The 23,431-nt window shown below is 41.7% G+C and carries 21 protein-coding genes and 1 pseudogene; 11 read left to right on the forward strand and 11 right to left on the reverse strand.

Features of this window, described 5'->3' with window-relative positions:
• Positions 1 to 331: 331 nt before the first annotated feature.
• Positions 332 to 1,306 carry an SPFH domain-containing protein gene (locus ACK4EX_RS06790; RefSeq protein ID WP_409771097.1) on the reverse strand — a complete coding sequence of 325 codons (975 nt, stop codon included), beginning with the start codon at positions 1,304 to 1,306 and terminating at the stop codon, positions 332 to 334.
• 86 nt (positions 1,307 to 1,392) lie between these two features.
• On the opposite strand from ACK4EX_RS06790, the gene ACK4EX_RS06795 reads away from it, so the two are divergent.
• Positions 1,393 to 2,472 carry a glycosyltransferase family 4 protein gene (locus ACK4EX_RS06795; protein ID WP_409771099.1) on the forward strand — a complete coding sequence of 360 codons (1,080 nt, stop codon included), beginning with the start codon at positions 1,393 to 1,395 and terminating at the stop codon, positions 2,470 to 2,472.
• A gap of 153 nt (positions 2,473 to 2,625) precedes the next feature.
• Complete coding sequence (locus ACK4EX_RS06800; RefSeq protein ID WP_409771102.1) at positions 2,626 to 2,877, forward strand: hypothetical protein; 252 nt, start codon at positions 2,626 to 2,628, stop codon at positions 2,875 to 2,877.
• A gap of 63 nt (positions 2,878 to 2,940) precedes the next feature.
• On the opposite strand, the gene rpmF is transcribed toward ACK4EX_RS06800, so the two are convergent.
• The 3 genes from rpmF to msrA all read right to left on the reverse strand — a co-directional run bounded on the left by rpmF (position 2,941) and on the right by msrA (position 4,408).
• A complete protein-coding gene (rpmF, locus tag ACK4EX_RS06805; RefSeq protein WP_409771105.1) occupies positions 2,941 to 3,132 on the reverse strand; it encodes a 50S ribosomal protein L32 in 192 nt (63 codons plus the stop codon).
• A gap of 11 nt (positions 3,133 to 3,143) precedes the next feature.
• The gene (locus tag ACK4EX_RS06810; protein WP_409771108.1) at positions 3,144 to 3,710 is read right to left on the reverse strand and encodes a YceD family protein; all 567 of its coding nucleotides are present in this window, start codon (positions 3,708 to 3,710) and stop codon (positions 3,144 to 3,146) included.
• Between the two features lie 143 nt (positions 3,711 to 3,853).
• Positions 3,854 to 4,408, reverse strand: coding sequence for a peptide-methionine (S)-S-oxide reductase MsrA (gene msrA / locus ACK4EX_RS06815; protein WP_409771111.1), 555 nt, complete (start codon positions 4,406 to 4,408; stop codon positions 3,854 to 3,856).
• A 71-nt stretch (positions 4,409 to 4,479) separates the two neighbouring features.
• Between msrA and ACK4EX_RS06820 the strand changes: the two genes are divergently transcribed.
• Both ACK4EX_RS06820 and ACK4EX_RS06825 read left to right on the forward strand, forming a co-directional pair.
• Positions 4,480 to 5,985: a deoxyribodipyrimidine photo-lyase/cryptochrome family protein gene (locus tag ACK4EX_RS06820; RefSeq protein WP_409771113.1), complete on the forward strand. Its 1,506-nt coding sequence runs from the start codon at positions 4,480 to 4,482 to the stop codon at positions 5,983 to 5,985.
• A gap of 45 nt (positions 5,986 to 6,030) precedes the next feature.
• Positions 6,031 to 6,903 carry a bile acid:sodium symporter family protein gene (locus tag ACK4EX_RS06825; protein WP_409771115.1) on the forward strand — a complete coding sequence of 291 codons (873 nt, stop codon included), beginning with the start codon at positions 6,031 to 6,033 and terminating at the stop codon, positions 6,901 to 6,903.
• Positions 6,904 to 7,035: 132 nt separating this feature from the next.
• Here ACK4EX_RS06825 and aceA read toward each other — a convergent pair whose 3' ends face one another.
• Both aceA and aceB read right to left on the reverse strand, forming a co-directional pair.
• The gene (gene aceA / locus ACK4EX_RS06830; protein ID WP_409771117.1) at positions 7,036 to 8,313 is read right to left on the reverse strand and encodes an isocitrate lyase; all 1,278 of its coding nucleotides are present in this window, start codon (positions 8,311 to 8,313) and stop codon (positions 7,036 to 7,038) included.
• Between the two features lie 48 nt (positions 8,314 to 8,361).
• The gene (gene aceB, locus ACK4EX_RS06835) at positions 8,362 to 9,954 is read right to left on the reverse strand and encodes a malate synthase A (protein WP_409771119.1); all 1,593 of its coding nucleotides are present in this window, start codon (positions 9,952 to 9,954) and stop codon (positions 8,362 to 8,364) included.
• A gap of 144 nt (positions 9,955 to 10,098) precedes the next feature.
• On the opposite strand from aceB, the gene ACK4EX_RS06840 reads away from it, so the two are divergent.
• From ACK4EX_RS06840 to ACK4EX_RS06850, 3 genes are read left to right on the forward strand one after another with little or no spacing between them, the layout of a single operon-like run.
• Complete coding sequence (locus tag ACK4EX_RS06840) at positions 10,099 to 11,592, forward strand: helix-turn-helix domain-containing protein (RefSeq protein WP_409771121.1); 1,494 nt, start codon at positions 10,099 to 10,101, stop codon at positions 11,590 to 11,592.
• Entirely contained in the window at positions 11,589 to 12,527 is a 939-nt protein-coding gene (locus ACK4EX_RS06845; RefSeq protein WP_409771124.1) for an alpha/beta fold hydrolase, read from the forward strand. The genes ACK4EX_RS06840 and ACK4EX_RS06845 overlap by 4 nt, the downstream gene beginning before the upstream one ends.
• An 18-nt stretch (positions 12,528 to 12,545) precedes the next feature.
• Positions 12,546 to 13,529: a GHMP kinase gene (locus ACK4EX_RS06850; protein WP_409771126.1), complete on the forward strand. Its 984-nt coding sequence runs from the start codon at positions 12,546 to 12,548 to the stop codon at positions 13,527 to 13,529.
• On the opposite strand, the gene ACK4EX_RS06855 is transcribed toward ACK4EX_RS06850, so the two are convergent.
• From ACK4EX_RS06855 to ACK4EX_RS06870, 4 genes are all read right to left on the reverse strand, one after another.
• Positions 13,514 to 14,800, reverse strand: coding sequence for a lipopolysaccharide biosynthesis protein (locus ACK4EX_RS06855; RefSeq protein WP_409771128.1), 1,287 nt, complete (start codon positions 14,798 to 14,800; stop codon positions 13,514 to 13,516). The genes ACK4EX_RS06850 and ACK4EX_RS06855 overlap by 16 nt on opposite strands.
• Positions 14,797 to 15,951, reverse strand: a complete 1,155-nt coding sequence (locus ACK4EX_RS06860; RefSeq protein WP_409771130.1) for a glycosyltransferase — start codon at positions 15,949 to 15,951, stop codon at positions 14,797 to 14,799. Before ACK4EX_RS06860 ends, ACK4EX_RS06855 begins: the two co-directional genes overlap by 4 nt.
• Before the next feature lie 10 nt (positions 15,952 to 15,961).
• A complete protein-coding gene (gene bshC / locus ACK4EX_RS06865) occupies positions 15,962 to 17,608 on the reverse strand; it encodes a bacillithiol biosynthesis cysteine-adding enzyme BshC (protein WP_409771132.1) in 1,647 nt (548 codons plus the stop codon).
• Between the two features lie 67 nt (positions 17,609 to 17,675).
• Positions 17,676 to 18,272: a glutathione peroxidase gene (locus tag ACK4EX_RS06870; protein ID WP_409771135.1), complete on the reverse strand. Its 597-nt coding sequence runs from the start codon at positions 18,270 to 18,272 to the stop codon at positions 17,676 to 17,678.
• A 122-nt stretch (positions 18,273 to 18,394) separates the two neighbouring features.
• Between ACK4EX_RS06870 and dapF the strand changes: the two genes are divergently transcribed.
• The 4 genes and pseudogenes from dapF to mltG all read left to right on the forward strand — a co-directional run bounded on the left by dapF (position 18,395) and on the right by mltG (position 22,714).
• A complete protein-coding gene (gene dapF / locus ACK4EX_RS06875; RefSeq protein ID WP_409771137.1) occupies positions 18,395 to 19,177 on the forward strand; it encodes a diaminopimelate epimerase in 783 nt (260 codons plus the stop codon).
• Positions 19,177 to 19,695, forward strand: a pseudogene (locus ACK4EX_RS06880) (GNAT family N-acetyltransferase). Before dapF ends, ACK4EX_RS06880 begins: the two are co-directional and overlap by 1 nt.
• Positions 19,696 to 19,754: 59 nt before the next feature.
• Positions 19,755 to 21,689, forward strand: coding sequence for a hypothetical protein (locus ACK4EX_RS06885; protein WP_409771139.1), 1,935 nt, complete (start codon positions 19,755 to 19,757; stop codon positions 21,687 to 21,689).
• Complete coding sequence (gene mltG, locus ACK4EX_RS06890) at positions 21,686 to 22,714, forward strand: endolytic transglycosylase MltG (RefSeq protein ID WP_409771141.1); 1,029 nt, start codon at positions 21,686 to 21,688, stop codon at positions 22,712 to 22,714. Before ACK4EX_RS06885 ends, mltG begins: the two co-directional genes overlap by 4 nt.
• Here the strand turns inward: mltG and ACK4EX_RS06895 are convergent.
• Entirely contained in the window at positions 22,707 to 23,390 is a 684-nt protein-coding gene (locus ACK4EX_RS06895; RefSeq protein ID WP_409771143.1) for a hypothetical protein, read from the reverse strand. The two genes, mltG and ACK4EX_RS06895, sit on opposite strands and share 8 nt — an antisense overlap.
• Positions 23,391 to 23,431 lie beyond the last annotated feature (41 nt).

A 23,431-nucleotide genomic window follows, 5' to 3' on the forward strand; every position in this document is an offset into this window, starting at 1 on the left:
TTTCAGGCATCTAAGTTTTCATCAAATCAAGATTTGCTATTCCTAGCTATGTAAATGTGAATCTAAAAAACCTTTGACTCTTTAATACAAGTCAATCCTGTAGAGCTGAATGTAAGCTTATGACGTAAGCTAAAAATCACCTATCACCCCTAAGTTGCTTTGGCAAAAAAACCGAGAAAACCCGTGTCAAAGTGTGTGTTTTATGAGCTGTAAAAAGTGGCTGAAAGACATTAACGACCAGGGCATATATATGAAGACAGCCTCAGACGAGATCAGCTTACGCCACCTCGTATGGGCTAGCCTAACAGTTAAAAAATATAAACAAAACTTATTACTTCGCTTTATTGAGTAGGTCTTTGATACCGCCAAGGGAGCTGAGAACACCGGTGGCCTCGAAGGGTAAATAGACGGTTTTTGTACGGTCTCCACTGACCATGTCTTTAAGGGTTTCGATGTATTTAATCGCCACCAGGTAGTTGACCGGGTCGCTCTTTGTGCCGGCTATGGCATCAGAAACGAGTCGAATGGCTTCAGCTTCGGCTTTGGCAAGCTGAATTTTAGCTTCGGCTTGACCCTGAGCTTGGAGGATGGCTGCTTGTTTTTCACCTTCAGCACGATTTATTTCAGCCATTTTAGCCCCTTCGGCTTCGAGGATTTGAGCAGTTTTCAGACCTTCAGCCTCGAGGATACGCGCACGACGATCGCGCTCGGCGCGCATTTGCTTCTCCATAGCATCGCGAATGTCTTTAGGTGGATTAATATCTTGAAGTTCAACGCGATTGATTTTAACACCCCACTTATTTGTAGCGTCATCGAGTATTCCGCGAAGTTTTGAGTTGATGGTATCGCGCGATGAAAGGGTTTCATCCAGGTCCATTTCGCCGATTACGTTGCGCAGGGTGGTTTGAGTGAGCTTTTCGATGGCCTGAGGCAGGTTCTCGATTTCATAGAGGGCTTTTTCGGGCTCTACAATTTGAAAGTAGAGCAAGGCATTGATTTCGGTAACGACGTTGTCGCGGGTTATGACATTTTGTTTCGGAAAGTCAAATACGGCTTCTCTGAGGTCGATCCGTATGTTCTGTCTGTACACAGAGATGGTCTCACCTCGGGGACCTGCTACGCTGTACCTCCAGTTGATGGGCCTTGGCTGGTCGATGAAGGGTACAATTATGTTAACTCCGGAGTTGAGTGTCTTATGGTATTTACCTAGACGTTCGATGACCATTGTTTCGCTCTGGCGCACGATGATGATGCCTTTTACGGCAAAAAGAATGACGAGTATAGCAAGAAAAATAAATACGTACATGTCAAGGCAGTTTTGAGTGCAAGGTAATTACCAGTTTCTGAATGTGCTATCCATCGGCATATATTTTTGTAAAAAAATCAAGGTATTTGAAAGTACTCATTCTTATTCGCAGAGGCTATCGGGAGTATATCGGGGGCGACACTATTCAGGTGATAACTACAGCTGAATATTTAAGAAAATACGGAATAAGCGTCGAAATTGTAGAGTCGGGCGAGGCTCTAAGTGGCAGGCGATACGATATTTTACACTTTTTCAATTTAGGAAGACCTTATGACTTATATCCCTATTTGAATAGCATTCGATCTCCTCTGATCATCTCATCGTTGTTTGTTGATTACCGAGAATACGACGTGCGGGGTAGATTTTGGCCTATGCGCGATATAATGGCTTTTGTAGGTCGTGACAATGCCGAGTATCTGAAGGCTTCAACCAAAATGCTGCTCGGTCAATTGCCTTACAGCGCAAAGCAATATCTGATAGATGGACACAAAAAGGCTATTTGCAAAGTTCTTCAAAACGCCGATTGCCTGATTACGGCTACCGGTAGCGAACTTGAACGAATTTACAACTACTGCAATCTGCTCCCCGCTTTTACAGACGTCGTTCCCTTGGGAATCGACCCGATTTTTTTTACAAAAGATAATCCATGGCACAGGAGGAAAGGAATATTATCAGTCGGCCGCTTAGAAGGACTTAAAAACCAAGCCAACCTTATAAAAGCGGCTGATAATCTCGATGCACCCCTCACACTCGTGGGTAAGCCAGGTAAAAACTCCTTTTTATACAACTGGTATTTGCTCTGGCTGGCCGGCGATCGTGTTACTTTCGCAGGCTATGTGCGCCCCGAAAAGTTGCTCGATCTGTATCTGGAGCATCGCGTGCACGCACAGCCTTCGTGGTTTGAAACGACCGGATTGGCCTCGCTCGAAGCGGCTGCAGCCGGCTGTCGAATAGTGGTGACCAACAGAGGTGACACTGCCGAAGTTTTTGGCGTTTATGCCCTCTATTGCGATCCTGTAAATCTAAAGGACATTACAGAAAATCTCATGCTTGCGCTCGAAACCCCACCTGCACCGGAGCAGAGAGATTATTTTTATGAAAACTACTCTTGGGAAAAATCCACCAAAAAACTCATCGAGGTTTATCGACGTGTATTAGATAAGTAGAAGCTACATGCCTTTTCAACGATATCTCTTATTTCGAATAACTTAAGCTATTTTTAAGGGAATTGGCCTTGAGATATAAAATTCCTCTTTTTAAATTCATTTACCCCAAAAACATTTCTCAAAGAGCATCGTTTACGTTAAAAAACTTTTAATATGAAAATCATTTCCATCGTAGCATTCATTCACCTGTTTACTGGCATTCTTAGCCCATTTCTCTACCTAAATGGCTACTATGCACTTGGGTTATTTTTATTTTCTGTATCGCCGGCAGTGTTGCTCTTACTGGTGTACGTCATTTTGAAAGACAAAACGTTTGTGGCTCCTGAGTCGTACAACAACCAATGGTACCAAGACAATACACCCCTCAAATTTTCTCACATAAGCGAGTGGGAAACAGATAAATAAACTTTCAAACAGCAAAAGCCGACCCGCGGGCCGGCTCCAAAAAAGAAATTTCCAAAAATTCTTTTATGCTGTAGCCTGCTTATCCAGAACTACCTTGCCTTTGTAGTACAGCTTATCTTCGTGCCAGTAGGCTCTGTGCCACAAGTGTGCCTCGCCAGTTACATTGCAAATAGCAATAGTTGGCACCTCAGCTTTATAATGCGTTCTGCGCTTATCTCTGCGGGTTTTCGATTGTCTGCGTTTAGGGTGTGCCATGGTTATATGTATTAATTGAGTTTATTTTTCAGGTCTTTTAATTTTTCCCAACGAGGATCAGATGAAAATTCATCTATTGGCTCAATGCCCGATGCAATTTTGTCTACCTTGATTTCCGCTAATTTTCGAGTTACATCATTTTCAAATGTACCATCAGCGACACCTGGGTGAATCCGCTGAAGAGGTACAGCAAGTACAGCTGTTTCGTAAATGAACTGCGATAAATTGATCGTGTGTTCTTCGTGGGGAAGGGTCATTACTCCATCTTCTTCATCGATGTAAACTGGACCAAATTTTACGACCAATTTCCAGTCGCCTGATATGTCGAGATCAAACGGTTCGGTGCTGATATCGCAATCAACTTCTACTTTGCCACCTACCTGAAAACCAAACACAAGCATGTTTGGTTTCTTTTCCATTACCACCTTACAGGTTAGGCGGGCATTTCTGAAGTCTTGAGTGGCATAGTGTTCAAAGTAGGCATCGTCAAGGGTATATTCAAAATGATGAACGCCTATCTTCATGCCAATAAATGGCACATCAAACTCTTTTAACCAGCGTTCATCTTTTTTTGACATCTTTCAAGTAGTTAAAAATGAGCCTTCTTTTTTGTTGTTGCCTCGGTTTTTAAAGGGCTGCAAAAGTAGTAAATGATGCGCTAATTTATGTGGTCACAAGAGTTGGATTGTAAATTTAACACTTTAATGCTCAGAGCATCACTTTAATCAAATTTTTTGACATAAAAGTGGCAGTATGGAGTAGTGCCTTTAGTGTCGTAGTAATTCTGATGGTAATCCTCGGCGGGGTAGAATTCGCCTGCCGGAGTTACCTCAGTTACTACCTTATGCCCTTTGCTGCGAAGGATTTCAATGAGTTTTTCGGTTATTTTCTTTTGTTCCTCGTTTAAATAAAAGACCGCACTTCGGTACTGGTGGCCAATGTCAGGTCCTTGTCTGTTTAATTGACCTGGATCATGCGTTTCAAAAAACACTTTACAAATGGTTTCAAAATTCACTTTCAATGGATCATATATGACCTCTACAGCCTCAGCATGACCAGTAGTGCCGGTACATACTTGCTTGTAAGTGGGGTTGGGCACATGTCCGCCGGTGTATCCACAGCGAGTACTGACCACGCCTGGTATGCGCTTCAAATGGTATTCGGTGCCCCAAAAGCAGCCTGAGGCCAATATGGCTCGTTCGTATTTTTTGTCGTTCATCTTCTGAGCATTTAGAGTAAGGACTGAAAGGGTGAGCAAAGAAAACAGCTTTTTCATCTACATTTGTTTATACATTTATTAAACCACCTCTCGGGCTGCTTGTTTTCATGTAGCATCTTAATAGACCATTGAGCAATCTAATTTCCGTTGTTTGGTACAAACGAGATTTAAGAATTCACGACCATTGCCCACTGCGAGAGGCATTACAGGCCGGTTATCCCGTTTTAGCTCTTTGGATTGCAGAAGCATCTTTGGTCGAACATCCTGATTATAGCGTAAGGCACTTCGCCTTTCAACTGCAATCGGCACTTGAGGTTAAGAAGAAACTTGCAGAAAAAGGCATCACCCTATGGATTGCTCATGGATACGCTTTGGAGATTTTCAAGTTTATCCAATCTCACTATGGAATACACACAGTGTATTCACATCAAGAAACTGGGGTGCGCACCACATACGAAAGAGATCTTCAGCTTGCGGATTACTTCTGTTCCGTTGGCATCCGTTGGAAAGAATATAGGCAATTTGGCGTAATCCGAGGCCTGCGGCACAGGAAGAATTGGGATACAAAGTGGAAAGAATTTATGCGTGCCGGGTGTTGCACACCTGATTTTTCGACATATTCTTTTCCAGCGATTGATGCACAGCATCCATTTGAAATACCGACAACTCTGCGCAAAAAATGGCTTAATGAATCTAAAAACTATCAACCAGCGGGGGAAGACGCTGGTATTTTGACATTAAAAACTTTTTTAGATAGTAGATATTACTCGTATAGCCGTCATATTTCTAAACCAGAGGAGAGCCGCAACAGCTGTAGCCGCCTTTCTCCCCATTTAGCTTGGGGTACAGTCAGTTTGCGACGCGTGTATCAAGAGGCAATGGAAGTGTACAAGCAACCGCAATCAGCCAAATTTCCGCTTCGAGCATTTATAAGCAGGCTTCATTGGCATTGTCACTTCATTCAAAAATTTGAATCGGAAGACCGAATAGAATTTGAACACGTAAACCGCGGATACCAAGCGATGCCCTACGAGTTCAATCCGACTTTGGTAAAAGCCTGGGAAGAGGGACTCACGGGGTTTCCGCTGGTAGATGCCTGTATGCGCTGTGTGCACTCTACAGGATATCTGAACTTTCGAATGCGCGCTATGCTAGTCTCTTTTCTTACGCATTACCTGTTTCACGACTGGCGAACGGGAGTACATCACCTGGCGCAACAGTTTCTCGACTTTGAACCGGGCATTCACTATCCGCAGTTTCAGATGCAGGCCGGAGTAACAGGCATCAATACCATTCGCATATACAATCCGGTAAAACAGTCTTTGGAACACGATCCTCATGCTCATTTCATCAAAAAATGGGTGCCCGAGTTAGCTCAGCTGCCGGCCCCTCTTGCTCATGAACCTTGGAAAACTGCCCCGATGGATGAACTCATGTACAACTTTCGCTACGGAATAGATTACCCCAAACCGATAGTTGATCTATCGACCGGCTATAAGCGAGCTCAGAAGCTGCTTTACGAAGCTCAGAAATGGCCGCAAGTGATGGAAGAAAATCAAAGAATTTTAGCAAGACACACTACCCAATCGCGCAACATCGATAGACGAACAGATGAAATTTTAGGAGAAGATTGACTTTTTTATAATATTAACATTTTATTTGCAAGAAAAATACCTGATATGCAAACTAATATTCTCACAGAAGTTTTTTTGCCTATTTCACTGGCCATCATAATGCTTGGAATGGGGCTGGGCCTTACGTGGGACGATTTTGCGCGCATCGTAAAGTTTCCAAAATCCGTGGCTGCCGGTTTGGTCAATCAGTTGCTATTACTGCCAATAGTAGGGCTATTGATCGTTAGCACCGTTCCGATCTCTAAGGAGTTAGCAGTAGGAATGATGGTACTTGCCGCATGCCCCGGTGGAGTTACTTCCAACCTAATTACCCACCTAAGCAGGGGGAATACCGCGCTGTCAATCACTCTGACGGCCATCACCAGTGTAATTACCATTTTCACGATTCCTTTTATCGTAAATTTCAGCCTTGACTTTTTTATGGGCAAAGAGGCAAACATCGAATTGCCAGTCGGTAAGACAATGGTACAGATCTTCGGAGTTGCGCTGGTACCTGTAGCCATTGGTATGTTTATACGCAAAAAGGCTCCTGCATTTGCTGAGAAGGCAGACAGACCTGTGCGCATTTTTTCAGCAGTCATTTTTGCCCTAATCATTTTAGCTGCGATTCTTAAGGAGAGACAAAACTTGCCGGAATACTTCCGAACTGCCGGATTGGCCGCATTGCTTCTGAACTTGGCAACCATGGCCCTTGGCTGGTTTGCCGGCTCAATTACTAGAATTCCCTTTGAAGACAAAATTTCTATCGTTATCGAATCGGGCATTCAAAACGGCACACTCGGAATTATGATTACTGCTACTTTACTTGAAAATCCGGCTATGACCGTGGCACCTGCCCTTTATTCGCTCATCATGTTTATGACCGGAGGGTTGCTTATATTTGGATTTTCAAGGAAAGGACGACATGCTGAGGCCTAATATCCATTTGGATTATAAACCATTTTTACAAATACTATTGATTTTCTTTAAAAATGAAACCCCGTCATCACGACGGGGTTTCTTCGTCAGAGCACACAAGAAGGAGGGGAAAACTGAAGCCAGGGGATGCTATTAATGGAATTGCTCTGACTCAGTACTACCTGCCAAGGCAAGTGTAGATGCACTGCCTGCTGTTATGATGTTTTGAATGGTGTCGAAGTAACCTGTACCTACAAATGCTTGATGCTTTACTGCTCTATAGCCGAGGCGCTCATTTTCAAATTCACGCTGCTGAAGGCGGCTATAAGCAAGCATGCCCTCTTCGCGATAAGCAGTTGAAAGCTCAAACATGCTGTTGTTAAGCGCATGCCAACCTGCCAAAGTGATGAACTGGAACTTGTAACCCATTTCTGCCAAATCTTCGCGGAAGGTGCGCATTTGTTTTTCTGAGAGTTTTGCAGCCCAGTTAAATGAAGGTGAGCAGTTGTATGCCAGCAATTTGCCAGGATATTTGCTGTGAATACCTTCAGCGAATTGGCGAGCTTCTTCGAGAGAAGGCTTAGAGGTCTCACACCAAATTAGATCAGCGTAAGGTGCATAAGCCAATCCGCGGGCAATGGCCTGCTCAATGCCGTTGCGAACACAGTAAAATCCTTCAGAGCTGCGTTGGCCAGTGATGAAAGGCTGGTCACGAGGATCTATGTCGCTGGTGAGCAGATTGGCAGCATCGGCGTCAGTACGGGCAATGATGATGGTAGGCACATCGAGCACATCGGCCGCAAGGCGAGCCGCTACCAACTTATTAATAGCCTCTTGCGTAGGAACAAGCACTTTACCACCGAGGTGACCACATTTTTTAGCTGATGACAATTGGTCTTCGAAGTGTACCCCAGCAGCACCGGCAGCGATCATTGCCTTCATTAATTCGTAAGCATTCAGATTGCCACCAAAACCCGCCTCTGCATCGGCTACTATAGGCACCAACCAATCGATAGATGTATCTCCATTCATCCAGTGGATCTGATCGGTGCGCAGCAGAGCGTTATTAATACGGCGAACCAGTTCCGGAACAGAATTTACCGGATACAGTGATTGATCGGGATATACTTCACCGGCAGTATTGTTGTCGCCGGCTACTTGCCAGCCTGAACAGTAAATGGCTCGAAGACCAGCTTGCACTTCCTGGATGGCTTGATTGCCAGTGAGAGCTCCTAAACCTGATACCACGGGCAGAGTATTCAGGTCGTTCCATAAGCGCTCAGCCCCACGACGTGCCAGGGTATATTCTATTTTTACGGAGCCGCGCAGATTTACTACATCTTCGGCTGAATATGGGCGCGTAATTCCAGCCCAACGCTTGTTAGTAGCCCAGTCTATTTTCAGGGCTTCGATTGCTTGCTGTCTGTTCATAGGTTTGGGGGGTTTTTGTTTGGTTTTTATTTAGAATTATTTGTGTTTTTAAGGTAAAAATTCGTAAGCCGGAAGGGTTAAAAATTCAGTAAATTCTTCGTCGAGCACCAGCTGATCGAGAATGCACTCAGCCACGCGGAAGCGACCTGAAGCAAAGCGCGTCTCACCAAGCATTTCTTTTATTTTTGCCAGTTCTTCTTTCTTAAGTTTTTCGTACATATACTCAGTAAACTCAATACCTTCAGAAGTAACTACCTTAAAGTGGAGCCATTGCCAAAGCTGAGCCCTTGAGATTTCAGCCGTTGCCGCATCTTCCATCAAATTGTAGATGGCGGCCGCACCAGTGCCGCTGAGCCAGCTTTCAATGTAAAGAAGGGCCACGTTTATATTGTGACGAATGCCTTTTTCAGTTACGACAAGAGGCGGTGGAGATAGCAGATCAGTGGCTGTAAAATCATACTCCGGCTTGACTTTATGGATTTGATTGGGCTCGGGCATATATTGATCAAAAACTTCTTTGGCTACTTGTACCAAGCCCGGATGGGCTACCCAGGTTCCATCGTGGCCATTGAGCACTTCGCGAAGCTTGTCTTTGCGCACTTTTTCAAAGGCTGCCTGATTTTCAGCCTCATTGTCCTTTACTGGAATAAAGGCCGACATACCGCCCATAGCATGCACCCCTCTTCGATGGCACACTTGTACCACATATTTAGAATATGCATCCATAAAGGGCGTTTCCATTGTTACCAGAGCTCGATCAGGCAGGATGAATTGCTTGTGGGTTTTAAGCTTTTTGATGTAGGAAAAGATGTAATCCCAGCGACCACAGTTTAAGCCAGCGGAGTGTTCACGGAGTTCATAAATAATTTCGTCTGCTTCGAAGGTAGCTAATATCGTCTCAATGAGTACAGTTGCCTTAATAGTGCCACGCTTTAAGCCTAAATAGTCTTCTGAAAAATTAAACACATCGTTCCACCAGCGGGCTTCGAGGTGGCTTTCTAGTTTTGGCAAGTAAAAGAAAGGTCCAGATCCGTTTTCTATGCTTTTCAACGCATTGTGAAAGAAGTAAAATCCAAAATCGACCAAAGACCCAGAAGCGCAGTTTGAGCCGTATTTCAAATGTTTTTCTGGTAAGTGAAGCCCGCGAGGGCGAACAAATAACACGGCAATTTTATCATTTAGAACATATTTCTTGCCATTGGGAGCAGTAAAATCTATTTGACGACGTACAGCATCATAGAGGTTCACTTGACCTTCGTACACGTTTTGCCAAGTCGGCGAGTTGGCATCTTCAAAGTCGGCCATAAATACATTGGCTCCGCTGTTCAGCGCGTTGATGATCATTTTTCGATCAACGGGACCGGTGATTTCTACCCGGCGATCTGCAATAATGTCAGGTACAGGAGCAGCCTTCCAAAAATCTACCCGAATAGGGTGTGTGTGAGGCAAAAAGTCAGGAAGTGCTCCATTGTCTATTTCTTTCTGGCGCTTGCGTCGCATAGTTAGGAGTGCCAAGCGACGATCATTAAACTCATGGTGGAGTGCATCCACAAAGGCCATTGCCTCTTTGCTAAAGATATGAGCAGCCTCAAGTGGCAGAGGGGCAATAAGGGCGAGTTGGGAGGTTTTGTTTGTGACCATGTGATTTTCAATTTGTAAAATCATCGACACAAAGATAAAAACGAAAATTTCTAATTAGCGAAATTTCGCTATTTATTTTTTTTCGATTTTCCGGAATTTTTCATAAAAACGTAGATTTTTAAAGTCAAATAGTACTTTTGTGCTATGTATAAGCTTACGGAAGATAAAATACGTCTGATTTTCGGCCTTAAGGTGCGCCATCTACGCACAGAGCAAAACCTCTCATTACAGGAAGTAGCAGATAAAAGTGGACTTTCAGTATCTTATATAAATGAAATTGAAAAAGGAAAAAAATACCCTAAAACCGATAAAATAGCTGATTTGGCTGAAGCCCTCGGCACAACTTACGACCAACTCGTCAGTACCCGACTGCCCCGATCACTTGCTCCATTAGTCGACATTTTCAATTCGGGTATTCTCGATGAGCTTCCTTTCGAACACTTCGGGATTGATTATCAAAAATTTGTGGAAATCATCACCCAATCGCCCGCTAAAATCAGTGCATTTATTTCCACTTATATCGATATAGCCCGCAATTACGACCTCAATAAAGAGAAATTTCTCTCAGCGGCCTTGCGCTCTTATCAGGAGCTTCACGACAATTACTTCCCTCAACTTGAGAAAGAAACCGAACTCTGTGCCCGACACTTTCAGATACCACTGGATGCCGCTGCTAATTGGGAATTTCTGAAAGACATACTCACAAAACAGTTTGGCACTATCGTCACCGAATTGAATACTACGTCCGAAACAAACGTCTTACAGCAGCTTCGTGCACTCTATTACCCAGATCGCAATGAACTTTCCATTCATCCTGGCCTTCACCCGTATCAAAAAGCGTTTATTCTCGCCAAAGAAATCGGATATCATTGGTTAAATCTCCCCCTCCACGAACGTGTGTATTATTACAAAGATTGGAACTCCACTAAAACTTTTGATCAAGCGCTAATAAACTTTCAGGCGTCCTATTTTGCAGGCGCACTCCTCTTACCTCTGCAAGCATTTTGCAGCGATGTATCGTATTTGCTTGAGTCAATGGAATTTCCAGGTGAATTTCTGGAGTCGATGCTTCGCAAATGGAATACCTCGCCTGAAACCCTTATGTACAGGCTTACCAACATCCTTCCGGGGCGATTCGGGCTTCAAAAAATGTTCTTCTTTCGATTTAATCAAGACGGTCATCGTCAGAGCTTTCACTTGTCAAAAGAGCTACATCTGGGCAATAAACACCAACCACATGGCAATGAAAGTGGTGAACACTACTGTAGGCGTTGGATGAGTATTAAAATTTTTAACGAGCTAAGCCAGGAGAAAAAACAAGCTCTCGGTGTCCAAAAGTCACATTACATCGACTCAGGCCTCGAATACATCGTTATATCTTGGGCAAGAGAAACCCTCTCAAAACCTTTTAGCCGCACCTCTATCAGTATAGGACTTGAAATCAACAACGAAACTCGAAAGAAAATACGCTGGATTGACGACCCCAACATACCCACACATAAAGTAAATGTGACCTGCGAACGCTGTCGCCTCGACCCCTGCGAAGAACGAGCTGCAGAACCAAAAATTTACCGTAAACTCAAAGAAATTCAATCCATCAAACAACTTTTGCAATCTGAAGGTCTCATTAAAGAATGAAAAACCATTCACAAGCTAAACCCGTTCCAAGCTTCAAAGTACCTAAATGGATTCCGATAACCATTCGGATGTTAGAAAAATTTTCTCCAAATTTGGCCTTGAAGCTTGCTTTAAAAATTTTCTTCAGGCCGATTCCGTTTAATACTCCTCCAGTAGAACGCAAATGGCAACATAAAGCTCTTCAGAAAACGCTGTATGTCGGTAATATGCCCTTCACTGTATACAGATGGGGCAAAAAGGGGCCAAAAGTCTTGCTCGTTCACGGTTGGAGTGGAAGGGGTACTCAATTTTACAAGCTCATAAAAAAACTCCTTAAACAAGGCTATCAGGCCTTTGCAGTTGACGCTCCGGGACATGGCAGATATCCTGCAAAAAAGACTGACTTACTTAAGTTTATTCAGGCAGTTGAGACTGTTCACTCAGAATATGGACCTTTCTACGCACTGGTTGGCCATTCATTGGGAGGTGTGGCCATTTCAAATGCAATAATGAGAGGTGTACCCGCTCAAAAATTGGTCGTAATCGGTTCACCTGCCCTCATCAGCAATACCGTTAAAGATTTTTGCGTAAGAATTGGGGTTTCTAAAAAAATAGAAGATGCTCTGATGAAAAAGCTAAAAGAAATTTATGGTGACAACATACAACAATATTCATTAGCAGAAGTGGTTACCAAGCTCAGCATCCCAGGCTTGATCGTACACGATACCGATGATGAAGACGTCAACTATTCAGAAGCTCAAATCGTACATCAAAATTGGCCGGGTAGCCGGTTGCTTACTACTTCCGGTTTGGGCCATCGCAAAGTACTTAGAGATAAACATGTTAATAAGAAGATCATCCGTTTTCTCGAGAAAGACATTCACTTGCGTTCGATGACCAACGAGCAGATTCAACAACTTTTTATTAAAAACAAAAAAAAGTTTGATAATCAATAAATAAAAAGAAAAGCTGCCTTGATTATTACAAAAACACCCTTCAGAATCAGTTTTGTAGGCGGTGGCTCTGACTTGCGTTCCTTCTATAGCAGACGCAAGGGTGCAGTACTCAGTACTACGATTAATAAATACATGTACATCAGCAGCCACGATTTTTTTGAACCCGATAAAATCCGCACAAAATACTCTGTGACCGAAACTGTGAGCTCCGTAGCAGAATTAAAACATCCCATTCTTCGCACGGTACTAACTCAGCTTCAGATTTCCGGCGGAGTGGAAATCAGCAGTATAGCTGATGTTCCATCCGGTACAGGCATGGGGTCTTCATCTTCCTTCACTGTCGGAGTACTACACAATCTAATGGTTCGCCAACAGAATATTGTGACTAAAGAAAAGCTCGCAGCCGGAGCTTGTGAAGTAGAAATAGACATCCTTGGCGAACCCATTGGCAAGCAAGATCAATATGCAGCTGCCTACGGAGGGCTTAATCTCATTGAATTTCTGCCCGACGAGTCGGTACGTGTTACGCCACTATATTTAAAACCTGAAAACAAAAAGGCATTAGAAGAGCACCTTGTACTCTTCTACATAGGTAGCCAGCGTAGTGCCAGTGCAATATTATCTGAACAAAACAAAAACACGGCAAGTCAGATCGAGAAGTTCAATGCGCTCTGTCAAATGGCCGACATGGCTGAGGAGCTCTACTGTAGACTATTAGAAGGCGATTTGGAGTCGATGGGCCATTTGCTGCATAAAAATTGGCAGCTCAAGCGCCAGTTAGCCGGAGGAATTTCAAATCCAACCATAGATGAAATTTATGACACTGCCTTAAAAGCAGGAGCTTTGGGCGGAAAATTGCTTGGAGCCGGAGGCGGTGGCTTTATGTTGTTTTTTATTTCACCTCATCGAAAAAATCGCCTCATCGAAACCCTAAATCGGCTAAGACACTTCCCCTTCCACTTTGAAAATGAAGGATCTAAGCTCATTTATTTTGGCGATTGATCTTCATCCTTTTTAAACGAGAGCACATATTCGCGCAGAATAGCAAAGTCAGGCTTAAAACGCCAGATATACGCCTTACTATCTGGATGTACATATCGCAATAAAAGCATGAACGAGCCTACTGTTGTGATGGTGTACGAAATTGTATTTACTGCAATGGCTCCAAACAGGCCAAAATGTTTAATAAAAAAACTGCTCAAAGTAGCAACGGGTACAAATGCAGTCAGTGAAATCAAAAAATTGGCGACAAACATGCCTCTGCCAGCTATATAATGTGAGTATACCATGCCGGCAGCGAGTATAGCCACAGCCGGAGTCATTGCCAGAAGCCACTTTGCAACACCTGAGAAATCTTTACCTAGAAAAATTAGAAAAAAACTATTGGGTAAAAACGCCAAAACGAGCATAGCAACCGCACTCATTAAACCTACCCAACGGGCCGTTACAAACGTGATGATCCCAGCATTCACATCCCTACCTGATTGTGATACACGCGAATAGACCACCAGGCTTGCGCTTTTAGCCAACAGCCATATGCCTTCACCTAACTGTACTACTGTAGAAAAAATTCCTACAGCACCGGTACCCAGCCACTTATCGAGGAAAAAATACGTAAATCGATAATTCAGTTGCTGAATCAGGTTGCCGATCTGAATGTGAAATCCATCTTTTAACAACCGAAAGACAACCTCAAAATTCAATCGAAACGAAAATTTTTCACTTTTTACGTCGGGCCACAAAAAGATAAAAGAAAGCAACCATTGTGCTGCCGCTCCTAAGCTTAACGACAAAAAATACTGGCGGACATCAGGACGGAAAAGATGGTATTGAATAACCAGCGAAGCGATCAAAACCCCATTTACCGAAAGTGAAGCAGCATTATGAAGGTGAATTTTATCGCGACCCACCAGCAGATATTGCTGTGCCCATCCGGTAGCATAAAAAAATACTACTACAGCCAGATATCTTACATCCGGAAGTACCTCCCTCCATAATGCTGAGGTAACACCCAAAATACCTAAACCCACCATAGCCCAGACATAAGCTCCAGTGAGAAGTTCAGAAACCTTGTAGCGCGGAGCATAGTACACCATAGCCGATCCTCCAAGCAGATTTCCTATCATTAAAAATATGCTCACCCACAGATTAAAAAGAGCTGTTTCTCCCACACCTTCACTGCCAATAAAGTGTGCGTTAATCGACAATATTAAAAGACCAAGGAACGCTGAAATAGCCCGTGTGGCTGTAGTCTGAAACAGCTTTTTAATCATCGCATCAAGTGCTGATATCTACTTAAAATTTCTCTGCCTACTGAGGCGTAGCTAAAGTAGGTAGATGAATAGGCCCTTAATGCTTCGGGAACATATTTTTCAGCATTTTCTAAAAAGTACTTCATCGCTTTTGCAAGGTCATGCTCTTCAGCTGAGTTGACAAGGATACCTTGCTCTGCTGTAAGCCATTCCTTTATACCCCCCACATCGCTGGAGATTACAGGTATTCCGCAAGCCCAAGCTTCTGGTATTACACAAGGAAAATTTTCATACATGCTATAAAGCACCAAACAGCGCGATGCATTGAAATAAACCGATACTTCCTGAGCTGACAGTTCACCAAAAAATGTCACAGAACCTCGGATACCAAGCTCCTCAGCAAGTTTTATAAGAGGGGTACAATCGCCGTCGCCCCCCATAGCCATGATAGCCTTTGGATATACTTGAAGAACTTTAGAAAATTGCCTTAAAATGACATTAGGCCTCTTGTGTATTAAATCAAGGGTGGAGAGATGGATGAAGTCATATTTTTTCTGAACGCCAGGCAGTTGCTTAAATACCTCCACATTCACCGCATTTGGAACGACATATGTGGGCAAGTTGACTTTCAAAGTCGATTCCATGGCTTGACTTAAATGGCGTGAAACTGGCTGAAATTCATTTATATACCTTGCAGCCCATCTCATTAGCCTCTGTTTCCAAAGCGGTAGTTTGTAAAAGTTGCCGTTGTGATATCCCGTCCAATGCTCAATGCACAGTATGGGTTTTTTCAGTAGCCATTTGACAAGAAAAACTGTCCAATATGATTCGTGAAAAACATTTAAATGCACAAGGTCGGTTGGAGGGTATCTTTTTAAAAGTAGCCTAATCAAAAGGAAGAACAACTGAATTTTACCAAAAAAACCAGGGGCATAATACATGTGTACTCCAGAAAGATGACTTTCAGAGAAAAATTCAATTTCAGTGGCTCTCTTTGAATTTTTATAATAATGAAACACAAAAATCTCAGAATGCTGACTGGCTACCTCAGCATGTCTTTTTACAAAATTGCCTAAAGTAGAGTGGAGCCTGCAGGGGTACCAGGGTGTAATCCAAAGTACTCCTGGTCTCTTCTTTATATTCGCAGAAGCTGTCGAAGATAAACTGCCCATTTCCTTTCAACTAATCGGGCAAAAGCACGACTTTTACCGCATTCGATGGCATTTCCGCAATATCGATCAACATGTTTATCCAAGCCCTGCCATAGCGACAGTAATACTGACCGGCGTTTTCATACCGCTCTTGCAACACCCCACTTGGAAATACCTGTTGATTAACGGTTTCCAATTTTTCAGCAATCCATTCATATTTTCGCATCTCAGCATTCAGCACTTTGTTTTTCAATTTTTCTAAGCCTTTTAAGTGCCTTGTTTTCTGGGCCTCAGAAGCTGACTGAAGTGTAAAATCGACAGACGCTACATATGAGGTTATTTTTTCGTACAGATTTTCTACCTCTTCGGCAAAAAATGCAAACTGCCCTTCAGTAGCTGAGCTGCGTCTAACGATGTTTTTTAGAACAATTCTGGGTGAGACAAATAAATTCTCAAGCGACAAATTGCTCTTTTCAAAGAATTTTAGTGATTTTTTTTCGAGCATTAAAAAGGAATTGCGAAGCAACAAGATAGGCATTGGCACCTGGTGTGCGACAAACATATCCTTGAGCTGTAGCCAGTAGGCAAGCTCATTTGCCCCTCCTACATATGCCAGATTAGGAAGTACAAATTCCTGATAGAGAGGCCTTGTCACCACATTTGGGCTGAAGCGCTCTGGGTAATTTTCGATTTCACGCTCCAATTCATATGCGCTCCACTGGAAAATGCCTGCTGAGTAAGAAGTATCCTTGTTTTTTACGATGCGTAATCTACCTGATTGGCTGAGGTAGAAAAAGTTGATTTCTCTCGGATTTACTTGTGTAAACCAAAGCTTTCCAAGCTGTTCAGAGGTAGATTTTACTGCTCTGGCCGAGGTTTGGTTCAGTATTTCTTCTTTAATGATAAATCGAAAAGACTTTTTTAGCTCCGGATCGTCGCCGTCTATTATCATAACACCACATTCACCAAGCAGTGCATGTACCAAACGGCGTGTTGCTACAGCAAGATTGGGGGCATCGAGATAGGCATTTTTAAGCAGTTCGATCCATTCGGCAGTGTAAGTATTATGAGGTTTAAGAAAATCAGAATAGGCCTCCAAAACCTTGTGAAAATCATCAAGAGGCAGCCTGCCTACCGGCATCCCGGCAGTATCTCGATTCCACTGAAAGCGAACTTGATGGTGATGAAAATGATTGATTTCTTCGAAATCGTGGTCTTCGCTAGCCATCCAATACACCGGCACAAAGTGAAAGTCAGGATAAAGCTTCTTTAGACGCTTTACCATACTGAGTGTGCTGATGATTTTATACAAAAAGTACAGCGGGCCTGTATGTATACACAATTGATGGCCAGTGACTACAGTAAAAGTGTTGGGTGAAAGAAGTGATTGTATGTGAAAGTGAAGTTTTGAACTTTCATCTATGGCAATACCGGCGGCCCGATATTGGCACTCGATGGCATTTTTTAGTATAGCCCTTCGCTCAGCCGTGAATTCCAGTTGCTTTTCTAAGATTTGACTATAAAAGTCCTTATCTGAGAAGTGGCGATTGTAGTACGGGATTAGTTCTTGATTGCCAGAGATATATTCAAGCGTGAGGGATGGCAGTATGCCTGTCTTTGCGAAGGGAATTGACTCAACTACCACGGAGGCTGACAGGCTCGGATCAATAGACATCATTACACAAAAGTAAAAAGAATAGCCGATCATCACGGCCGGCTACTCGAATCAACACACCATGAAAAGACTATTTCTTTCTGGAAGCAAAAGCTATGATTTTGTCGCTTAACGGATCGGTCATACTTCCAAAATCTTCTACCCAACTGCCGTTTTCGTCAATCAGGAATTTGTGAAAATTCCAACGTACGCTGGCATCAGATTTACCATTTAAATCTTTTCTTGTAAGCCACTGATATACAGGATGCGGATTGCTGCCTTTTATAGAAACTTTTTCCATCAGCTGGAAGGTGACCCCGTAATTTTTTTCGCAAAACGACTTAATCTCTGTCGCAGTGCCCGGTTCCTGTCCACCAAAATCGTTACACGGAAAAGCAAGTATTACAAAGTTTTTGTCTTTGTAATCGTCAAAGAGTTTTTGAAGTTTTTTGTATTGGGGAGTAAAACCACATTCTGAAGCCACATTTACGATGAGCACACGTTTTCCTTTTAAGCTACTAAAGGAAAAATCCTTGCCGTCAATGGTTTTGGCCTTCAAATCGTAAAAAGATGTAATAGAAGATGGTTGCATACTTTTGGAAAAAGAGGACAAATAATTTTTTAGCCCTGAGGCTATCAATACCGAAAATGAAAAAGATAAAGCAAGTGGCACAGCAACTTTTGTCATAGTTTTTGTTTTCAATACACTTTTCTAAATCGATAGGTTCATAAATCAATGCGATTTTTTCAACAGTTTTAGCAAATCTTATCTGTCGAATTTTTCTTCATTTGTTTTTTAATTCAAAAATCGTGGATATAAAGTTTTTCAAATATCAAGGTACTGGTAATGATTTTATCTTGATCGACAACCGAAATGAAATATTTCGAAAAGAAAAAGACTTAATTTCCAACATGTGCCACAGGCGATTTGGAATAGGTGCCGACGGACTGATTTTGCTCGAAAACGACGAAGAAGCAGATTTTAAAATGGTGTATTACAATTCAGATGGCAAAGAGAGCTCCATGTGTGGTAATGGCGGAAGGTGTATTGTTGCTTTTGCTAAATTGCTAGGTTTGATCGATAAAAACACCACTTTCAGGGCAATCGATGGATTGCATAAAGCCTGGATTTTCGACGATGTGGTGAGTCTTGAACTGCACGTGAAGGCTCAGCCTATCCGCGATTCAAACGGTTATTTTATACACACAGGATCACCCCACCTAGTGGTGCCTGTAGCTGATCCCGAACAAGTTTTCGTAGAAAGGGAAGGCCGCATCCTTAGATATGATCCACGTTATGAAACTACGGGAGGTGTGAATGTAAACTTTATGTCAGTGCCCAATGAAAATTTAACAATTTACGTCCGTACCTATGAACGAGGAGTAGAAGCTGAAACGCTGAGTTGTGGAACAGGCGTAACAGCAGCTGCATTAGTCGCCTCTGAAATCTATGGAATCAACGAATCAGTGACTATAGTCACAAAAGGTGGTACATTAAAGGTCGGTTTTTCAAAGAATGGTAATATTTTTGAAAATGTTTCGTTAACGGGCGAAGCTAAATTTGTATTCGAGGGTAAATACTGGATATTGTGATGGTTAACTTTATAGATAAATTAGATATTCGCGCCCCGGAGCCACCAGATCTTCCATTTTTAATCAAGTTGGAAAACGACCGGCTCAATTGGTGGGTGAGCGATACCATCTCACCCTGGAGTCATTATACGTTGAAAAAATATCTTGAAAATTCTGGACAAGACATCGCTGTAACAGGTCAGCAACGGTATGTTGTGTATTCTGAAAATTACAGGATTGGTCTAATCGACTTTTACGACTACCATCCACTACACCAGCGCGCAGCCATAGGTGTAATCATAGCCGAAGAGTTTCGAAGAAAAGGATTTGGCACTTAGGCGATTGAATTAATAATTAAGCACGGTAAAACATTTTTGGGGCTTCATCAGGTATATGCAGAAATACCTGAATTTAATGAAGCAAGCATTCGGTTATTTGAAAAATGTGGATTTGAACGCACAGGCATACACAAAGAGTGGATTCGAAAAGAGGGCAAGTTTTTTGATGTGTATTTTTATCAGAAATTCTTGATGTATTAGACTCAGAGAATCTGAAAATCCTCGTTGAATTGATCTTAGCGGAAATGTAGTTTGTACTAATGTATTGGATTCCAAGACTTCTCACATTTGTTTCTCTCTTCTCCATAGCCATATTTTATTTTTCATGCAATACTTCGCCCAAGGATGAAAAAAGTAGCTTTGAAAATCTCTTTTGGGCAAAAGGCGATACTCTGAAATATGTGGGTATTGAGACCTGTAAAAATTGTCATTACGACATTTTTTCTACCTTCATACATACGGGTATGGGAAGTAGCTTTGGCCTTGCAGACAACCAAAAGTCAGCCATCCCCACTGACGTAAACGCTATTTACGATTTCTATTCCGACTACTGGTATAAGCCTTATTTCGACCGAGAAAGATTAAAGCTTTTAGAATTTCGACTGAAGGGTACTGATACCATTTACCAAAAAATCACAGAAATCAGCTACATCATCGGCTCTGGCCATCACACCAATTCTCACATAATCGACTGTAATGGATATCTCTTTCAAGCGCCTTTCACCTTTTACACTCAATCGGGCAAACTCGACCTTCCACCCGGATATGAAGGAGGTCACAACAGCCGCTACAGCCGCCCTATAGGTCTGGAATGTATGAGCTGTCACAACGCCATGCCTATCGGCTTTGTAAAGGGAAGTGAAAACAAGTTTGAGCAAATGCCGATGGGCATTGACTGCGAGCGCTGTCACGGCCCCGGCAGTGGTCATGTAGCCAAAATATTGAATGGCAATATCACTGATACTTCCAAGATGCCCGATTACAGCATCGTAAACCCCAAAAGATTGCCTGTAAAACTGCGTTTTGAACTCTGTCAGCGGTGCCATCTACAAGGAAATGCTGTGTTGGCAGAGGGAAAATCCTTTTTTGACTTCCGACCTAGCATGATGCTTCGGGAGGTAATGGATGTTTATCTACCGAGATATGAGGACGACGACCACTTTATAATGGCTTCGCATGCTGACAGATTATCGCAGAGTAAGTGTTTTACCAAATCGAATAACAAAATGGACTGCACTACCTGTCATAATCCACATGTGAACAGCCGTATGCTTGGGGATAAATACTTTAATAAAAAATGCCTATCGTGTCACACATCGAATAATTGTAAAGAAAAAACCTCACACCGAAAAGCAGCAGATAACAATTGCGTTTCATGTCACATGCCTGTATCGGGCAGCATCGATATACCGCACGTAACGATACACGACCATAAGATTGGCATTCACAAAAAACTGAGCAACAAGCAAAAAGCTGAAAAAATTATAGCACTTCAAGCCATAAATAATCCCACCCCTACCCTGCGAAGCAAAATTAATGCATACCTCCAGCAATTCGAACGCTTCGAAGCAATGCCTTGGTATCTCGACAGTGCTGCATTACTCCTAAAAGATGTCGATATACAAAACTACATAAGAGAATGGATTCATCTGAGTTTTTTGCGAAACGATGGACAATTGTTCAAAAATCTTTTTCCTACTGTTCTAAGATTAATAGAAAATGAAGCCTTTAATACTACTACCTTTAGCAATGAAAATGCATGGTTTTGGTACAGAATAGCGCATTTAACTTCAACAGTATATGGAAATAAGGAAGCACTGAAATTTTATCAAAAAGCTTATCAACTTGCCCCATACCATTACGATTTTAAAATAAAATACGCTCTATCTTTAGCAAAAAATGGAGATAATGAAAGCGCATTGCGACTGCTGCATGAAGTGCATCAATCCTTACCTCATTTACACGATGTAAGCAGCAATATTGGTTATCTTCTCATGCTTAAAAAAGAATATAAAGCAGCTGAAAATTTTCTTTTAAAATCGCTCGTTGAAAAACCAGACTACGCTATAGGATACCGAAATCTCATCAACCTATACAACACCACCAAACAACAGAAAAAAATTGCAGATTTAAAACAAAAACTCAGAGTTCATCTGCCCGAACTTTACACAGAATTTCAATCCATACTTCCATGAAATTTTTAAAATATGTCTTTAGCATCGGATTTATAGTATCACTTGCTGTGTTAGCATTTTACTTTTATGTTTTCCAAACAAAAAATATTGTTAAAAAATCATTTGATTTATATATACCTACTGGAGCCGATTACTCTGTAATCTTAGATAGCTTAAGGCAAAATGGTGTATTAAAAGATCTACGAAGTTTTGATTTCGCTGCAAGATTAATGAAGTATCCTGCATTAGTAAAACCTGGTAAATACCATATTACAGACAATTTAACCAATAAAGAGCTCATTCATATGCTCCGAACAGGGATACAAATTCCAGTTAGAGTAACATTTAACAATATTTCATTTTTTGAAGAATTATCTAAAATACTATCTCAACATCTCGAATCAGATTCAGCTACTTTTTTAGTACATTTCAATGCTGAAAATACTTCTAGAAAGTACGGATTTACAAAAGAGACATTTCCATTAATGTTTATTCCAGATACATATGAATTTTATTGGAACACTTCACCTGAAAAGTTTACTCAAAAAATGCATGATAATTACAAAAGATTTTGGAACGAAGAGCACATTCGAAAGGCCTCTAAGGTTGGGCTAAGCCCAGAAGAGGTAGGTATTCTTGCATCGATAGTGGAAAGTGAAACAAAGAAAGCTGACGAGATGCCGATTGTAGCAGGTCTTTATTTAAACCGCCTGCGCCGAAACATTCCTTTACAGGCCGATCCTACAGTAGTATATGCTACTCAATTGCAAAGAGGAATTCGCACTAAAAGGGTTTATTTTAAAGATCTAATGATCGACTCACCGTACAACACTTATATGTATAAAGGGCTACCACCAGGGCCTATTTTATTTCCTTCAAAAACAGCCCTGATGGCAGTATTGGAAGCTAAAGAGCACTCATATATTTACATGTGTGCCGATCCCTCAAGGCCGGGTTATCATTTGTTTACTTCTGATTATCAAGAACACCTCAAAAATGCTGCCCGATACAGGGCGTGGTTGACTTCTACGAATATTGTTAATTGAGTTTAGCTTCTTCGATTTTTAATGTTTGTATGATATTTTCTAAACGACGCAAAGATGCTTCACGCTTGATTTCAAGCTCATTTTTCTGTTTGGTAAGATATTCGATTTCACCGTTTATTTTTACTTTTTGTTGATTTAGCTTAGTTAGTTGTTTTTCTGTTTTATTGAGTCTTTTGGCTGTCTTTGTAAGGTTTTTTGATTTAATGGTTTCTCTAAGTGAGGCAACTTCGGAGGCGGTAGTTTCATTCTGCTGTTTGAGTAAGGCTATCTGAACTTTATATTGTTCATTTTGTTTTGATAATTTTTCAATCATACGATTGTTTTTTTCAACTCTTTTTGACAGTTTTTTTATTTGTTTATTGTTTGATCGCATTGATTTTTCAAATTCGGATATTGAAGTATTTATTTGATCGAGATCATAGCCCTCAATGGTCGCTTGGCCTTTTGCCAAATTTTCTGCATGATGATTAATCTGAGATTGAACAGCTGCTTTACGTTCAAGAGAAATTCTAAGTTGATCTTCTACCTTTTTTATCTGTCCATTATACTGTTCAATTTCAGTTTCAAGAGCATCTTTTTGTTTTATTAGTTCATTGATTTTCAACTGTATCAATTCATTTTGAGCAGATAAAAAGCTAGCTAATCCAATCAAAAATGTTAGAATTAAATATTTCATGAGACTTATTTTTTTGCTAAAATACTACTTTTGAAATAATA

The organism is Thermaurantimonas sp., from assembly GCF_046299575.1.
Classification (GTDB): domain Bacteria; phylum Bacteroidota; class Bacteroidia; order Flavobacteriales; family Schleiferiaceae; genus Thermaurantimonas.

Bases quoted from the DNA above. Each gene is read 5' to 3' on its own strand.
- ACK4EX_RS06790 (WP_409771097.1), bottom strand. From the start codon at position 1,306: ATGTACGTATTTATTTTTCTTGCTATACTCGTCATTCTTTTTGCCGTA.
- ACK4EX_RS06800 (WP_409771102.1), top strand. From the start codon at position 2,626: ATGAAAATCATTTCCATCGTAGCATTCATTCACCTGTTTACTGGCATT.
- rpmF (WP_409771105.1), bottom strand. From the start codon at position 3,132: ATGGCACACCCTAAACGCAGACAATCGAAAACCCGCAGAGATAAGCGC.
- ACK4EX_RS06810 (WP_409771108.1), bottom strand. From the start codon at position 3,710: ATGTCAAAAAAAGATGAACGCTGGTTAAAAGAGTTTGATGTGCCATTT.
- msrA (WP_409771111.1), bottom strand. From the start codon at position 4,408: ATGAAAAAGCTGTTTTCTTTGCTCACCCTTTCAGTCCTTACTCTAAAT.
- ACK4EX_RS06825 (WP_409771115.1), top strand. From the start codon at position 6,031: ATGCAAACTAATATTCTCACAGAAGTTTTTTTGCCTATTTCACTGGCC.
- aceA (WP_409771117.1), bottom strand. From the start codon at position 8,313: ATGAACAGACAGCAAGCAATCGAAGCCCTGAAAATAGACTGGGCTACT.
- aceB (WP_409771119.1), bottom strand. From the start codon at position 9,954: ATGGTCACAAACAAAACCTCCCAACTCGCCCTTATTGCCCCTCTGCCA.
- ACK4EX_RS06840 (WP_409771121.1), top strand. From the start codon at position 10,099: ATGTATAAGCTTACGGAAGATAAAATACGTCTGATTTTCGGCCTTAAG.
- ACK4EX_RS06845 (WP_409771124.1), top strand. From the start codon at position 11,589: ATGAAAAACCATTCACAAGCTAAACCCGTTCCAAGCTTCAAAGTACCT.
- ACK4EX_RS06855 (WP_409771128.1), bottom strand. From the start codon at position 14,800: ATGATTAAAAAGCTGTTTCAGACTACAGCCACACGGGCTATTTCAGCG.
- ACK4EX_RS06860 (WP_409771130.1), bottom strand. From the start codon at position 15,951: ATGGGCAGTTTATCTTCGACAGCTTCTGCGAATATAAAGAAGAGACCA.
- bshC (WP_409771132.1), bottom strand. From the start codon at position 17,608: ATGATGTCTATTGATCCGAGCCTGTCAGCCTCCGTGGTAGTTGAGTCA.
- ACK4EX_RS06870 (WP_409771135.1), bottom strand. From the start codon at position 18,272: ATGACAAAAGTTGCTGTGCCACTTGCTTTATCTTTTTCATTTTCGGTA.
- ACK4EX_RS06885 (WP_409771139.1), top strand. From the start codon at position 19,755: ATGTATTGGATTCCAAGACTTCTCACATTTGTTTCTCTCTTCTCCATA.
- mltG (WP_409771141.1), top strand. From the start codon at position 21,686: ATGAAATTTTTAAAATATGTCTTTAGCATCGGATTTATAGTATCACTT.
- ACK4EX_RS06895 (WP_409771143.1), bottom strand. From the start codon at position 23,390: ATGAAATATTTAATTCTAACATTTTTGATTGGATTAGCTAGCTTTTTA.